We start from the raw sequence: 14,362 nt of genomic DNA, 5'->3' as shown, positions 1-14,362 counted from the left end.
CGTGGTGGCCGGGCGCAGCTCTGCATGTCCGTCACCGCTCCCTTACGGGAAAAGGTTGCGATCCTCGCCCGCCGTGGTGGCCGGGCGCAGCGGGTCGACTCGTACCGGTGCTGATCGATCGGCCCCGGTTGCGATCCTCGCCCGCCGTGGTGGCCGGGCGCAGCGCCCCGACCGGGGCCGCGAACACGGTCTGCTGCATGTTGCGATCCTCGCCCGCCGTGGTGGCCGGGCGCAGCTTCTTCTCGCTGAACGGCCCCATGTCCCGGAACACCGGTTGCGATCCTCGCCCGCCGTGGTGGCCGGGCGCAGCTGCCGGGCTGGACGTAGCCTCCCGGTGCCTGGCCCACCGGTTGCGATCCTCGCCCGCCGTGGTGGCCGGGCGCAGCCTTCGACGTGCTCTTCCTCGCCGGCACCACCGAATGGTTGCGATCCTCGCCCGCCGTGGTGGCCGGGCGCAGCCTTCGACGTGCTCTTCCTCGCCGGCACCACCGAATGGTTGCGATCCTCGCCCGCCGTGGTGGCCGGGCGCAGCCTTCGACGTGCTCTTCCTCGCCGGCACCACCGAATGGTTGCGATCCTCGCCCGCCGTGGTGGCCGGGCGCAGCCTTCGACGTGCTCTTCCTCGCCGGCACCACCGAATGGTTGCGATCCTCGCCCGCCGTGGTGGCCGGGCGCAGCTTGCCCGACTGGGTGCCCGCCGACCTGTCCGACTGGTTGCGATCCTCGCCCGCCGTGGTGGCCGGGCGCAGCTCCCGAGGTTCGCCGGCTGGTACGAGCCGGCCGAGCTGGTTGCGATCCTCGCCCGCCGTGGTGGCCGGGCGCAGCGGGCCTGTGAGCGACACCATCGACGTTCCCGCCGTCGGGTTGCGATCCTCGCCCGCCGTGGTGGCCGGGCGCAGCCGCCAGGCCGCCCACAAGGGGTGCGACCCGCAGCACGGGTTGCGATCCTCGCCCGCCGTGGTGGCCGGGCGCAGCGTGCCGATGTCGCGGACCAGGGACCACGACCCGCTCACGTTGCGATCCTCGCCCGCCGTGGTGGCCGGGCGCAGCGTCGACGCCTAGGCAATGCTCTACTATCCCTCCCCAAAGGCGTTGCGATCCTCGCCCGCCGTGGTGGCCGGGCGCAGCCCGTGGTCGGTGCCCACGCCGCCGGCCACAACACCCCGTTGCGATCCTCGCCCGCCGTGGTGGCCGGGCGCAGCGTCGCCAAAAGAAATACTGCGGCGCTCCCTGTTCCAAGTTGCGATCCTCGCCCGCCGTGGTGGCCGGGCGCAGCGCCTCCAGCGCGGCAACCTCGTCGTCGGACAGGTCGCAGTTGCGATCCTCGCCCGCCGTGGTGGCCGGGCGCAGCATCGCTACCGGGATCGCCGGGGCCGTGCTGCTCGGCGTTGCGATCCTCGCCCGCCGTGGTGGCCGGGCGCAGCTAGCCCCCGTCGAGCCGCTGCGAGACCTGCCGCGTGTTGCGATCCTCGCCCGCCGTGGTGGCCGGGCGCAGCCACCGTTCGGCACCGCCGCGCGGGGCGCGCCACTGGAAAGGGTTGCGATCCTCGCCCGCCGTGGTGGCCGGGCGCAGCACCGGCCCTGCTCAGATGATGTTGTAAGAGGTCCTAACAAAATGATCTCTGGGTCTTCCGTCCTCTGTAGAGAACGATCTACGATGTCGGGCCGTGAGGCGTGGTGAGCAGCCGCCGTGGATCGTGCCGGACGGGCTGTGGCAGCGCATCGAGCCGTTGCTGCCCAAGCCTGAGCGCAATCCTCGGTACCCGGGGCGCAGGCGGATCCCGGATCGGCAGGTGCTGTGCGGGATCTTGTTCGTGCTGCACACGGGCATCCAGTGGGAGTTCTTGCCCCAAGAGCTGGGATTCGGCTCGGGAATGACCTGCTGGCGGCGCCTGGAGGAGTGGAACCGGGCCGGAGTGTGGCAGCGGCTGCACGAGCTGCTGCTGGCCGAGCTGCAGGCGGCCGGGAAACTCGACTGGTCTCGCGCCGTGATCGACTCCTCGCATGTGCGGGCCGCCCGGCGTGGCCCAAAAGCGGCCCGAGCCCGGTCGACCGCGCCCGCCCGGGCTCGAAGCATCACGTCCTGACCGAGGGCGCCGGCATCCCCCTGGCCGTCGCGTTGACCGGCGGCAACCGCCACGACGTCACCCAACTGCTCCCGCTGGTCGACAAGATCCCGCCGGTCCGGGGCCGCCGTGGCCGACCCCGCCAGCACCCCAACCAGCTCTTCGCCGATCGTGCGTACGACCACGACAAGTACCGCCGGGCCGTACGCGCCAAGGGCATCCGGCCGCGGATCGCCCGCCGCGGTCAACCCCACGGCTCCGGTCTGGGCGTATCCAGGTGGGTGGTCGAGAGAGTGCGCCGTGAGGCGCTGATTGATCGAGTGGAGGTGAGAGACCTTCGCCGCCGGGCTGTCGCAGCAGTTCGGTGAAGCTGGGGGCAGCCTGATCCGGGAGGTGCCGGGGAGGGTGGCAAGCGGCCCCGACAACGCCGGGACGTGACCAGTACTGCCAGATGGCGCGGGTCCGGCAAGCGAGACGGAGAGGTATACGCGAGGAACCGGTGTCTGAAGCCTCCTAACGATCCCTACCAGCTCGAACCTGGCGGATATGGGCTGGGTGCGGTGCGTCCTGGTCCTCTTCTCTCGGGACCGGAACTTCCTGGGCGTCTTTGTTCAGCGGTCAGGAAGGCCACGGTGAAGTGCTGCGGGGTAGCCGTGGCGATGCCGCGGGGGTATAGCCGGGTGCCTCCTTCGTCGAGCGATCAGTCAGTGAACACGGGAACTCTCCCGGTCCTGCCCGGCTGCGTCTCATCCGGAGACGACACGTCGGGCTGGGTCCACCGTCGGCCGATCGGGTCGGGAGAGGGCGGAGCCGTCGTAGTACTCCGAGGCCGGGAGAGCCGGTCACATGGGGAAGGGCGGCAGCGAGATCGCAAGGGAGGTACTGCAATGCCCGAAGACACGGTGGTGGATGCCACCGTCGCGTGGCCGACCCCGGAAGAGGCATGGACACGGGTACGGGGAATGCAGATCAAACTGCACCGTTGGGCGGTGGCCGACCACGGTCGCCGGTTTGACGATGTCTACAACTTCGTCAGCGACCCGGCCACGCTGGTCGTGGCGTTGCAACGGGTCGCCGGGAATGCCGGAGCCCGCACTGCTGGCGTGGATGGCGTCACCGCCGTGCACGTGAGCATGGCAGGGCCCGAGGTGTTCCTGGACCATGTCCGTTCCCTGCTGAAGGCCGGCACGTTCCGGCCGCTACCAGTACGGGAGAAGATGATCCCCAAGACCGGTGGGAAACTACGCCGGCTCGGGATACCGACCATCACGGACCGCGTGGTCCAGGCGGCGCTGAAGCTGGTCCTGGAGCCCATCTTCGAGGCGGATTTTCAGCCTTGTTCGTATGGGTTCCGGCCGAACCGGCGTGCGCACGACGCGATCGCCGAGATCCATCATCTGGCCACCGCCGGTTACCGGTGGGTGCTGGACGCGGACATCGAGGCGTGCTTCGACCGTATCGACCACCCGGCTCTGATGGACCGGGTGCGGGCGCGGGTGAAGGACAAGCGGGTGCTCACGTTGGTGAAGGCGTTCCTCAAGGCCGGGATCATGACTGAGCTCGGCGAGCGGAACGAGACCACGTCCGGCACACCCCAAGGAGGGATCCTCTCACCACTGCTGGCCAACATCGCGTTGTCGGTTCTCGACGAGTTCTTCGCCGAGCAATGGGCGGCAGCGGGCACCGGCCAGCAGCGCAGGCAACGACGCGCCAAAGGGCTGGCGACGTGGCAGTTGGTCCGCTACGCCGACGACTTCCTCGTCCTGGTCCACGGCAACCAGGAACACGTCGAGGACCTGCGAGACCAGGTGAGCACCGTCCTGGCGACGATGGGCCTGCGCCTATCCGAGTCCAAGACCAGGATCACCCACCTTGCCGACGGGGTCGACTTCCTCGGATTCCGCATCGTCTGGCAGCGGAAACGAGGAACGAGCAAGTGGCATGTCTACACGTTCATCGCAGACAAGCCGGTCCAGGCGCTGAAACGGAAGATCAAGTCACTGACCCGCCGGTTGTCGCATCTGAGCTACCGGGAAACGCTGGTGAGGATCAACTACATCCAGCGTGGATGGGCCAACTACTTCAAGCACGCGGTCGCCAAGCACACCTTCTCCCACCTGCAGAACTTCATCTGGTGGCGAGTGATCAACTGGGTGATGCGCCGCAACCGCATGACCTGGAGAGCCATCCGGCGATGGCTGCGCACCCCGCAAGGGTGGCAGCCCATCGCCTTCGACGGGGTCGAGTTGTTCAAGATGGCGAAGGTCCCCGTGACCCGATACCGCTATCGCGGCACCAAGATCCCGAACCCCTGGCAGCCCACGACAAGCCCACCCCCAACGGCATGACCTCGTGGAGAGCCCGGTGCGGTGAAAGTCGCACGCCGGGTTCGGCGGGCGGGTCCGGGAAACGGACCTGGAGCAATCCAGGCACCGCGCCCGGACCCGACCCAACACCATCGCCTGGTACCACGGCATGAAACGCCTACGCATCCGGTGGGAACGCCGTGACGACATCCACGAAGCCTTCCTCGCCCTCGCCACCTGCATCATCACGTACCGACACGTCGCACGACTTTGTTAGAACCTCTAAGAGGTCCTAACAAAATGATCTCTGGGTCTTTCGTCCTCTCTAGAGGACGATCTACGATGTCGGGCCGTGAGGCGTGGTGAGCAGCCGCCGTGGATCGTGCCGGACGGGCTGTGGCAGCGCATCGAGCCGTTGCTGCCCAAGCCTGAGCGCAATCCTCGGCACCCGGGGCGCAGGCGGATCCCGGATCGGCAGGTGCTGTGCGGGATCTTGTTCGTGCTGCACACGGGCATCCAGTGGGAGTTCTTGCCCCAAGAACTGGGATTCGGCTCGGGAATGACCTGCTGGCGGCGCCTGGAGGAGTGGAACCGGGCCGGAGTGTGGCAGCGGCTGCACGAGCTGCTGCTGGCCGAGCTGCAGGCGGCCGGGAAACTCGACTGGTCTCGCGCCGTGATCGACTCCTCGCATGTGCGGGCCGCCCGGCGTGGCCCAAAAGCGGCCCGAGCCCGGTCGACCGCGCCCGCCCGGGCTCGAAGCATCACGTCCTGACCGAGGGCGCCGGCATCCCCCTGGCCGTCGCGTTGACCGGCGGCAACCGCCACGACGTCACCCAACTGCTCCCGCTGATCGACAAGATCCCGCCGGTCCGGGGCCGCCGTGGCCGACCCCGCCAGCACCCCAACCAGCTCTTCGCCGATCGTGCGTACGACCACGACAAGTACCGCCGGGCCGTACGCGCCAAGGGCATCCGGCCGCGGATCGCCCGCCGCGGTCAACCCCACGGCTCCGGTCTGGGCGTATCCAGGTGGGTGGTCGAGAGAACCATCGCCTGGTACCACGGCATGAAACGCCTACGCATCCGGTGGGAACGCCGTGACGACATCCACGAAGCCTTCCTCGCCCTCGCCACCTGCATCATCACGTACCGACACGTCGCACGACTTTGTTAGGACCTCTAAGTCGGCACGAGTTGCGATCCTCGCCCGCCGTGGTGGCCGGGCGCAGCCCTTCTGCACGACTTTGTTGAGCCAGGTGACAAGCGTCGGTTGCGATCCTCGCCCGCCGTGGTGGCCGGGCGCAGCGCCGAGATGGCACCGCCCAGGTCGCCAGCGTCTACCGGTGTTGCGATCCTCGCCCGCCGTGGTGGCCGGGCGCAGCCCGACGATCCATCCGGGTTCGTAGACGCCGCCAACCTGGTTGCGATCCTCGCCCGCCGTGGTGGCCGGGCGCAGCCGCTGGTTCACGGTCGTCAGCATCCGGGCGAGAGAAGAGTTGCGATCCTCGCCCGCCGTGGTGGCCGGGCGCAGCCCATGAAAGCCCCGAGCGGTTTGCGGGTCAAAAGCAGTTGCGATCCTCGCCCGCCGTGGTGGCCGGGCGCAGCGCCCGGCCGCGTCCGGTGCCGTGTCCCTCAACCTCAGCCAGTTGCGATCCTCGCCCGCCGTGGTGGCCGGGCGCAGCGGATGCCCTGTCCGGCCTGTTCCCCGAGACGTTCATGTTGCGATCCTCGCCCGCCGTGGTGGCCGGGCGCAGCGGATGCCCTGTCCGGCCTGTTCCCCGAGACGTTCATGTTGCGATCCTCGCCCGCCGTGGTGGCCGGGCGCAGCCCCCTGACCGCGCTGCCCCCGATGGGTGGCGTCAGGGAGTTGCGATCCTCGCCCGCCGTGGTGGCCGGGCGCAGCACGCGCTACCTACCGAGCCGCGAATCGTCATCGGTGTTGCGATCCTCGCCCGCCGTGGTGGCCGGGCGCAGCCAGGTCCGGGAAGTCCGGGTCCGACGGGCAGTGCAGGTTGCGATCCTCGCCCGCCGTGGTGGCCGGGCGCAGCACCCTGCCCGGCCGGGTAGGGTTGCCGGATCCTCCGTTGCGATCCTCGCCCGCCGTGGTGGCCGGGCGCAGCCGGGAGTACGCCGTGTGCAACACGGTCACGCTCTTCTGTTGCGATCCTCGCCCGCCGTGGTGGCCGGGCGCAGCCGATCCACTGCGCGCAGGCCAGCGCGCCGGCCGCGTTGCGATCCTCGCCCGCCGTGGTGGCCGGGCGCAGCCTGGTGCAGAAGGCCTTCGGCCTGTGGCTCGGGATGGTGTTGCGATCCTCGCCCGCCGTGGTGGCCGGGCGCAGCCCGCCGCAGCCCCCGCACCACCTGTAGGTATCGGGTTGCGATCCTCGCCCGCCGTGGTGGCCGGGCGCAGCCCGCACGCCGGGCAGTCGATCCGGCCTGCCTTCGCGCGGTTGCGATCCTCGCCCGCCGTGGTGGCCGGGCGCAGCGTTCTTGACCGCAGGCGATTTCACCTACCACTTGACGGTTGCGATCCTCGCCCGCCGTGGTGGCCGGGCGCAGCGAGGTGGCGGCCCGGCGGTGGTACGGCCAGCACGTCGTTGCGATCCTCGCCCGCCGTGGTGGCCGGGCGCAGCTTACGCGACTGCGGGGCACCCTCGCCCATGCCCTGGGCGTTGCGATCCTCGCCCGCCGTGGTGGCCGGGCGCAGCCCGGCGCCACGGTTGACGATCAGCGCCTCGGACAGCAGTTGCGATCCTCGCCCGCCGTGGTGGCCGGGCGCAGCTTGACCATCCGCACGACGACCGGGCTGGCGCATGAGAGTTGCGATCCTCGCCCGCCGTGGTGGCCGGGCGCAGCTAGCGACCCGGTTCGTGATCCGGGCAGGGCCTTGGATCGTTGCGATCCTCGCCCGCCGTGGTGGCCGGGCGCAGCGGCCCCACTAGCGCAACGTGCTGACCGGGCGCCGGGTCGTTGCGATCCTCGCCCGCCGTGGTGGCCGGGCGCAGCGGCTCGTGGCCTGGTGATATGCATGGGTGTCGCTGGCTTCATCCCCCACCTTGAGACCGTTTTACTCCTTCTGTGCGTGTTTCGTGGTTAGGAACCCCCCGGGGATTTCGTGCTCACCGGGGGTTCCTAGATCACCAACTGGCCTGCGTGGGTTGATGGTACGGGCAGGGCCGAGGTGTTCGATGTCATCGTGGGGCGCTGGTTGGTTGTGCCGCGCTGTTGAGCACCTGTTGAGGGTGGCCGGCGGTCGAGCCGAGCGCCTTCACGCAGCCACCGCTGTCGTCGGACGGTTGCGGCGGGGGATGAGTTTGATAGTTGCCTCGGCGGTGGTCTTCTTCACCTCGGCGAGGACGGAGGTGTAGGTGTCGGCGGTCAGTTTGTAGGAGGAGTGGCCGAGGGTGTCCTGGATCTCCTTGATCGTCGCTCCGGCCGCGAGCATCAGGGTCGCGGCGACGTGTCGAAGGTCGTGGAGCCGGACGGGTGGCAGGCCACTGCGGGCAACAAGCCGGTCGAAGCGGGCCGTGACGGTGTCGGGGTGCCAGGGTTGGCCGTCGTGTTGGCGGACGAAGAAGACGTCTGTGTCGGCCCAGGCGTCGCCGGCGGCGAGCTTCCATGCGGCTCTGTGGGTGAGGTAGCGGCGCAACCCGGTGACGGTGTCGTCGCTGAGGGGGATGATCCGGTCTCCGGCCGCTGACTTCACGGCCTTTTCGATGATTTGGTAGCCGACGCTGGTGCGTTGGGTGGTGATGGTGATCCCGGCTGTTTCGAGGTCGACGTCGTAGTCGTGCAGGCCGCATAGTTCGCCGCGGCGTGGGCCGCGGTGGATGGCCAGGTCGTACAGCGGGTACAGCTCGGGGTCTTCGGTTTCGGCGAAGTCGAGGAACTGGCCTACCTGGGCGGGTGTCCAGACCATGACGGGGCTGGGGCGGGTTCGAGTGCGGCGCCACCGGTTGACGGCGATGTCCGTCCACATTCGGGGTTTGGGTGGGGCGCCGGACTTCAGGTCGACGGATTCGGCCGGGTTGTGGTCGATGAGTTTGTGGTGGTAGAGGCGGCGGGCGTCGTTGAGTGCCTTGCGCAGGGTGGCGAGGATCCTGTGTTGGCTGGCGTCGCCGACGGTCCGTTTTCCTCTGACGGTGTCGCGGATCTTCCTGTCTGGGCTGGTCCTGGCGGCGAGGATTCTCGCGTTGTGGGCGTCGATGGTGGCGAAGACCGACTGGATGTGCGCGGCGGTGAGTTCGTGCAGGGCAATCTGGCCGAGGTGGGGAGTCCAATACTTGGTGATGTGGTCTTGGTAGCTGCGCCGGGTTGCGGGCGCGATTCTGGTGCGGTTGGTGAGCCATTCGGCGAGGTACTCGCCGAGGGTGAGGTTGGTGGCGGCGGGCACGCCGGCGTGGATACGGCGGGCCACCTGGTCGCGGTCGGGCAGCGGCTGGCGGGGCTTGCACGCCTGCAGCAGGTCGGCGACGTGCCGGCGCAGGATCTCGTCGCGGCCGGCGAGGTCGAGCAGTGCGCGGGCGCGGTCGCGCTCGCTGACGGCTTCCTCGCGGGTGGTAAAGCCTGTGCGGCGTAGTTGTCGCCGCCTGTGGGCAGCGTCGAGGGGGAGTTCGAGTTGGTAGCGCCACCTGCCGTGGTGGGGGTTCCATCCGTTGCCGCGGCGGAGCTTGGGGCAGGTGGCGCCGACGCGCTTGCCGTCGGCGCGGCAGCTACAGCGTTTGGTGATCGATCCGTCTGCCATGACGAGTTCTCCTCGCCGACGCCGCCGGTGGGGTGGCGTCGGATTGTCGGGTGTCCGTTGGTGGTGATCGACGCTCGTTACGGCGCATTGATCAAGTCGTGGGCGGGGACGGGGGTTCGTTCGGTACGCCGAGGGCCGCCAGGATCGCGGCGACGGAGACCCGGTAGCGGGATCCGACCCGCAACACCGGCGCCGGCAGCCGGTCGCGGCGTGCTAGTTCGTAGGCGCTGCTGCGGGACAGGCCGAAGATCTCGCCGACGGTCGCGATGTCGGTGACCGCCCCGAGAGCCCGAATACGCTCGACGGTCCACACGGGCGGGCCTTCTGGGCGTGTGCTGGCTGTGCTGTCCATGGGCTTGGTTCCTCTTCCTGGAACGCGGGAGAGGGCCCGCCACCGCAGTGGTGGCGGGCCCTCGGGATGGTGGTGTTTGCTGGTGTGGTGGTCAGCCGATTGGCTCGGTCGGCTCCCACCGCAGCCGGCCGATGTCGGCGGTGCCGTGGTCGACGCGGGGGCGGCTCGGTCGTGACCAGCCCGGCTGCGGTGGCCGGGAGGCGACATTGCGCCACCCGGCTGCTCGCAGGCTGGCCCCGCTCTCCCCGTCCTGGGTGTAGGTGACCAGACGCCGGTAGCCCAACGCCCGGGCAGCCTTCCACGCCGCCCCGTAGAGCAGGGAACAGGCGTTACGGGTGCCGTCCGTGGCCACCCTGGTGACCTCGAGGGTCAGCCCGTCGTCGAGTCTGCGCGCGACGGGACGACCGACGACGGCCACGCCGACCAGGACGTCGCCGCAGGCCACGCCGACGCTGAACTTGTGCCCCCGCGGCGGCCGATGATGGCGGTGCCAGTCCGCGACGAAGCCGCATGCCTCGGCGAACGTGACCGGCACCGTCCGCAGGCTCACCCGCTCTCCCCGCTCGGCAGGTCGTCGGGCAGGTGCGGGGCGAGCCGGTTCAGCGCCTCGTCGTGAAACGCGGCGCTGATGTCGACCCCCACAAAGCGGCGGCCGAGACGCAGCGCGGCGAGCCCGGTCGTCCCGGCCCCGGAGAACGGGTCCAGAACCACACCGCCGGGTGGACAGCCGGCCGCGATCGCCCGTAGTGGCAGGTCGACCGGAAAGGGGGCCACGTGCGACCCCCGGTAGGGGCGGGTCGCGATCCGCCACACATCCCCCGGGTTCCGTCCCTTCGCGTGGGCGGCGGTGTGGGCGTGGCCGAGCGGAACGAGGTTGCCCGCGCCGGCACGAGGCTCGACGCCGGCGTCCTCAGCGCGGTACTTGCCGGTGCCGTAGGCGGTGGCGCCGCGGCGGCGGGCGGTCGCGTCGACACCGCCGGTGCGGCCCTTGCGCGCACCGCCGATGATCCGGGTCCCGTCGGCGGCCTCCGGCCGGAGAAGCGGGGTCCGGATCGGGTCGAGGTCGAAGTAGTAGGAACGGGACCTGGTGAGCAGGAACAGCAGTTCGTAGCTGGTGCTCAGCCGGTCGGTCACGGACTCGGGCATCGGGTTGGTCTTCGACCAGATGACCGCGTTGCGCAGCCACCAGCCGCGTGCCTGCAGCGCGAACGCGGTGCGCCAGGGCACGCCGATCAGGTTCTTCGCCGGCATCAGTGCGCCGACACCAGCGGTGATGCCGCCGGTGTCGTAGGCGTAGCGGGTGCCGCCGGTGTAGCTGTCGCCGAGGTTCAGCCACAACGTCCCGGCGGGGTGGAGCACCCGTCTCGCCTCGTCGAACACGCGCACGAGGCGCTCGACGTAGGCGTCCACGGTGGGTTCCAGCCCGTACTGGAGGTCGACCCACGTCGCCCCGCACCGGCCGCACGTCGCGCCGTCACGGCGGAGCCGGGGGGGCAGTGGGTGCGGGCAGTCGGGGATGCCGTTGTGCCATGCGCCGGTGCCGTAGTCCCGCAGCGACCAGAACGGCGGGCTGGTCACGATCGAGTCGACGCTGCCGTCCGGCATCGCGGCGAGCACCTCGCGGGCGTCACCGAGATACAACTCGACCGGGCCGACCCTCCGGTACCGGTAGGCGTCCAACGCGGTGGGGTCGGTCATGTCGGCACCGCCCACCGGTGCGGGCAGAGCAGCAGCCGCAGCGCGGCGGCGGCCTGCTGGGGGACGACGCCGTTGCCGAGGACCCGCAACGCGCCGGTGCGCGGCAGCCCGAGCGCCGGGTCGGTGACCCACTGCTGGTCGAGGCCCATGAGCCATTCCACGAACGGCGGCGCCAGGACCGGTTTGCCGTGCCGCCCGGGTTGGGTCGGCTCCGGCACGGGTCGGCCGAGGAGTAGTTCCCACCGTGCTACCGCTTCGGCGTAGACGCCCCACCGGTCGGCGTCGGGCTCGCCCAGTCCGGCGACGGTGGTGCGGAGGTCCGCGCCACCCTCGCCGTGCCGGCCGGGGCCCCGCGCGTCGGAGGCGCGCGGGGTGGGCAGGGTACGGGCCGGCACCCGCACCGCTGCCGACGGCAGGGTGAGGTCCCCGTGCGACCCGCGCTGGCCGGGACAGCCCTTGGTGCCGTCGGTTGCCCTCGGGGTGGGCAGCAGCACCTGCGACAACGGAGGCCGCCACCCGACGCCGGCCCGCCGACCGGGCGTACCGGTGTCGCTTGCTCGCGGCGTGGGCAGCAGCGGCGGAGTCCTCGGCTTCCCGCCGCGCTGCGGCCGGTAGCCGCGGACCGCCGATCCCAGGGCCGGTCGCCAGGTGTCACGGTTGGTGCCGCTCATGGAGCCGGTGCCGCCTCCCGCGGTGGGTGGGGGCAGCACCTGCCCGGCGATACCGGCGAGGCCGGGCCGGCGGGTCGCCCCGGCCGAGGGGGACTTGTTCGACCCGTATGTCACCGCGGTCGGTGTCGGCAGCAGGTGGTGGCGGGTTCCGGTCGGCTCGACCAGGTCCGGCAGCCCGTACTGGTGGCCGGGTCCCTTGCCGTCACGGGCGCACGGTGTCGGCAACGTCCGCACCCCCTGCCCGTCCTTCGCCAGGGGTGGCCAGCAGGAACAGCCGGTCCCGTCGGTGGGCGGCGCCGATGTCGGATGCGCGTAGGCAGAGCCAGCTCGTGTCGTACCCGATCTCGGCCAGGTCGGCGTGGACGACGTCGAGGCCCCGTCGCAGGAGGGCGGCGACGTTCTCCACGAACAGCAGTCGCGGTCGTAGGACGCGAACGGCGGCGGCGACGTGCTGCCAGACGCTGGAGTGCTCGCCGGTGATACCGGCCCGCTTGCCGGCGTTGCTGATGTCCTGACAAGGGAACCCCGCCGTGAGGATGTCGACGGGCTCGACCCGGGTCCAGTCGACGGCGCCGATGTCCCCGAGGTTCGGGACGCCGGGCCAGTGGTAGGCGCAGACGGCGGCGGCGTGGCGGTCGGTCTCGGCGTACCAGGCGAGCCGGCCGCCGAGCACCAGCTCGACGGCCACGTCGAGGCCGCCGTAGCCGGTGCAGACCGAGCCGACTCGTGGTGCGGCGGCGTGTGCAACGTTCACGCCACCTCCCCACGCCCCGCGGCCGGTTCCCAGCCGGTGTCGGCGAAGATCGCCGCGTCGCACCGGGCGATGACCCCCTGGGCGGCGAGGAGCAGGAGGGTGGAGCCCCGCACGCCCGCGCCCAGGGACAGGTAGCGGTGGGTGGGTGTGGTCACGCGACCACCCCGGTTCCGGCCTCGGGTGACAGTTCGACATCGCTTGAGTTCGTCGGCGTGTGTCTGGTGGTGAAGGTCCTTGAGCTTGTGGTTCTCGGGATGTGGATCAAGGGTTGTGTTCTGACCCTTCCTCGGGAATCTTGAAGCTGCTTCGGATCGTCCGGAGCGGATTCGGATGCCGTGAACGTGAGGTTCTTGAGTTGGGGTTGGCGGTCGTCCGGGATCTGCGTGATCGACGTGCGCCTGCATCCGTCGAGGAGATCGAGCGGTTCGAGGTGGATGTGCTGGCCGGGTTCGTGCTGGCGCGCGCTTCGGCCGGGTTGACCGACGGCACGGTGCGTGGGGATGTCAGCCAGCTGGAGCAGATTCGGGACTGGTTCGGCCGGCCGTTGTGGGAGATGGAGCCGGCGGACGCGGACGCCTACTTCGGGCGCGTGTTGCGGAATGCGCCCTCGGGCACGAGGCTGGCCCGTTCGCAGGCGCTGCGGATCTACTTCGCGTTCCTTGAGCTGCGGTTCCAGGCGGAACTGCACGCGCTGACCGGCCGGGTCGTGGCGTGTCCGATCGACGAGATGAACCGGCCGCGGGGGCGTAAGGACGCCAAGCTGCGGATCCCACCCAGCGTCGAGGAGATCGACACCTTGTTCACGGGGTGGGCGGCGGAGCTGGCCACCTGCCGCAAGTTCGCGCCGACGGCCCGCAACTACACCGCAGCACGGTTGATGGCCGATGTCGGACTGCGGGTCAACGAGGCCCGCAGCCTCGACCTGGACGACATCAAGTGGGACCTCGGCCCGTTCGGCAAGCTCCACGTCCGCTGCGGCAAAGGCGCCAACGGCTCCGGCCCGCGCGAACGCATGGTGCCGTTGATCAACCATGCCGGCCGCACCCTCGCCTGGTTCATCGAGGACGTGTGGGCGCACCTGGGCGGCGACTACCGGACGCCCGGCGCACCGCTGTTCTGCACGGAACGCTCCGGCGGCGGCCGGGTCGGCTACGACACGATGCGCGCCGGACTCGCCGCCGCGGTCACCACGCACCTGCCCGCCTGGACAGACAAACTCACCCCGCACGTGCTGCGGCACTACTGCGCGTCGCAGATGTACCTCAACGGAGTCGACCTGATCGCGATCCAGGAGATGCTCGGGCACGCCTGGGTCGCCACCACGATGAAGTACGTCCACGTGCACCGCACCCGCATCGAACAGGCGTGGCTCGACGGACAGCGACGCGCCGCCCGACGACTGGAAGGACTCGCCTGAATGCGGTGGAACATGCGCCTGGTCGCGGCTCAACGCGGCATCTGGAAGGCCTCCGAGCTGCAGCAGGTGTTCGCCGAGCACGGCCTGGTCATCTCCGCCGGAAAGATGTCCGGGCTGTGGTCCGGCCAGCCGGTGACAATCAAGCTGGCCGACCTTGATGTGATCTGCGTGGCGCTGGACTGCCAGGTCGGAGACCTGCTGATCGCCGAACCCGACACCGTGTCCCGCGCCGTCCCGGACGCCGCGAAGCCCGCCGCCGACGCCACCGCACCTGTCCCGATCACCCGGGTGGTGCCCCGCCGCCGTGACGGCCGGTCCCTGCCGCCGCGCTGACCGGTGGGCGCCCGCGACCATG

At 70.4% G+C, this 14,362-nt stretch carries 10 protein-coding genes, 2 pseudogenes and 2 CRISPR repeat arrays (1 of these 14 only partly in view); of the genes and pseudogenes, 5 read left to right on the top strand and 7 right to left on the bottom strand.

Features of this window, described 5'->3' with window-relative positions; genetic code table 11:
* Window positions 1-1,574: direct repeats of the CRISPR family, unit length 37 nt; unit sequence GTTGCGATCCTCGCCCGCCGTGGTGGCCGGGCGCAGC; it reaches 1,204 nt to the left of the window's first position.
* A gap of 120 nt (window positions 1,575-1,694) precedes the next feature.
* The 3 genes and pseudogenes from ACQUFX_RS26880 to ACQUFX_RS26870 form a co-directional block, all read left to right on the top strand.
* Window positions 1,695-2,359, top strand: a pseudogene (locus ACQUFX_RS26880) (IS5 family transposase); the annotation flags it as partial.
* A gap of 594 nt (window positions 2,360-2,953) precedes the next feature.
* A complete protein-coding gene (gene ltrA, locus ACQUFX_RS26875) occupies window positions 2,954-4,414 on the top strand; it encodes a group II intron reverse transcriptase/maturase (protein WP_428961622.1) in 1,461 nt (486 codons plus the stop codon).
* Between the two features lie 310 nt (window positions 4,415-4,724).
* Window positions 4,725-5,545, top strand: a pseudogene (locus tag ACQUFX_RS26870) (IS5 family transposase).
* Window positions 5,546-5,564: 19 nt separating this feature from the next.
* Window positions 5,565-7,377: direct repeats of the CRISPR family, unit length 37 nt; unit sequence GTTGCGATCCTCGCCCGCCGTGGTGGCCGGGCGCAGC.
* 262 nt (window positions 7,378-7,639) lie between these two features.
* On the opposite strand, the gene ACQUFX_RS26865 reads toward ACQUFX_RS26870, so the two are convergent.
* From ACQUFX_RS26865 to ACQUFX_RS26835, 7 genes are all read right to left on the bottom strand, one after another.
* Window positions 7,640-9,115, bottom strand: a complete 1,476-nt coding sequence (locus ACQUFX_RS26865; RefSeq protein ID WP_428963007.1) for a tyrosine-type recombinase/integrase — start codon at window positions 9,113-9,115, stop codon at window positions 7,640-7,642.
* Window positions 9,116-9,206: 91 nt separating this feature from the next.
* The gene (locus tag ACQUFX_RS26860) at window positions 9,207-9,467 is read right to left on the bottom strand and encodes a helix-turn-helix domain-containing protein (RefSeq protein WP_428963006.1); all 261 of its coding nucleotides are present in this window, start codon (window positions 9,465-9,467) and stop codon (window positions 9,207-9,209) included.
* A gap of 91 nt (window positions 9,468-9,558) precedes the next feature.
* Window positions 9,559-10,017: an XF1762 family protein gene (locus tag ACQUFX_RS26855; protein WP_428963005.1), complete on the bottom strand. Its 459-nt coding sequence runs from the start codon at window positions 10,015-10,017 to the stop codon at window positions 9,559-9,561.
* Window positions 10,014-11,165, bottom strand: a complete 1,152-nt coding sequence (locus ACQUFX_RS26850) for a DNA-methyltransferase (protein WP_428963004.1) — start codon at window positions 11,163-11,165, stop codon at window positions 10,014-10,016. Before ACQUFX_RS26850 ends, ACQUFX_RS26855 begins: the two co-directional genes overlap by 4 nt.
* Window positions 11,162-12,070, bottom strand: coding sequence for a hypothetical protein (locus ACQUFX_RS26845; protein WP_428963003.1), 909 nt, complete (start codon window positions 12,068-12,070; stop codon window positions 11,162-11,164). Before ACQUFX_RS26845 ends, ACQUFX_RS26850 begins: the two co-directional genes overlap by 4 nt.
* Window positions 12,039-12,590 (bottom strand): DNA cytosine methyltransferase, encoded by a 552-nt coding sequence (locus ACQUFX_RS26840; protein ID WP_428963002.1) that lies wholly within the window; start codon window positions 12,588-12,590, stop codon window positions 12,039-12,041. The genes ACQUFX_RS26845 and ACQUFX_RS26840 overlap by 32 nt, the downstream gene beginning before the upstream one ends.
* Window positions 12,587-12,745, bottom strand: coding sequence for a hypothetical protein (locus ACQUFX_RS26835; protein ID WP_428963001.1), 159 nt, complete (start codon window positions 12,743-12,745; stop codon window positions 12,587-12,589). The genes ACQUFX_RS26840 and ACQUFX_RS26835 overlap by 4 nt, the downstream gene beginning before the upstream one ends.
* Window positions 12,746-12,885: 140 nt before the next feature.
* Here ACQUFX_RS26835 and ACQUFX_RS26830 point away from each other — a divergent pair, with 140 nt between their 5' ends.
* Both ACQUFX_RS26830 and ACQUFX_RS26825 read left to right on the top strand, forming a co-directional pair.
* The gene (locus ACQUFX_RS26830; RefSeq protein ID WP_428962209.1) at window positions 12,886-14,007 is read left to right on the top strand and encodes a tyrosine-type recombinase/integrase; all 1,122 of its coding nucleotides are present in this window, start codon (window positions 12,886-12,888) and stop codon (window positions 14,005-14,007) included.
* Window positions 14,008-14,340, top strand: a complete 333-nt coding sequence (locus ACQUFX_RS26825) for a helix-turn-helix domain-containing protein (protein WP_428962210.1) — start codon at window positions 14,008-14,010, stop codon at window positions 14,338-14,340.
* Window positions 14,341-14,362: the final 22 nt, after the last annotated feature.

This window comes from Micromonospora fluostatini (assembly GCF_050410825.1).
In the GTDB taxonomy this organism is placed as follows: domain Bacteria; phylum Actinomycetota; class Actinomycetes; order Mycobacteriales; family Micromonosporaceae; genus Micromonospora; species Micromonospora rosaria.
This window is presented reverse-complemented; position numbering and strand designations above follow the sequence as displayed.

Excerpts from the sequence above, each read along its gene's own strand:
- ACQUFX_RS26860 (WP_428963006.1), bottom strand. The coding sequence starts at position 9,467 with ATGGACAGCACAGCCAGCACACGCCCAGAAGGCCCGCCCGTGTGGACC.
- ACQUFX_RS26865 (WP_428963007.1), bottom strand. The coding sequence starts at position 9,115 with ATGGCAGACGGATCGATCACCAAACGCTGTAGCTGCCGCGCCGACGGC.
- ltrA (WP_428961622.1), top strand. The coding sequence starts at position 2,954 with ATGCCCGAAGACACGGTGGTGGATGCCACCGTCGCGTGGCCGACCCCG.
- ACQUFX_RS26825 (WP_428962210.1), top strand. The coding sequence starts at position 14,008 with ATGCGGTGGAACATGCGCCTGGTCGCGGCTCAACGCGGCATCTGGAAG.
- ACQUFX_RS26850 (WP_428963004.1), bottom strand. The coding sequence starts at position 11,165 with ATGACCGACCCCACCGCGTTGGACGCCTACCGGTACCGGAGGGTCGGC.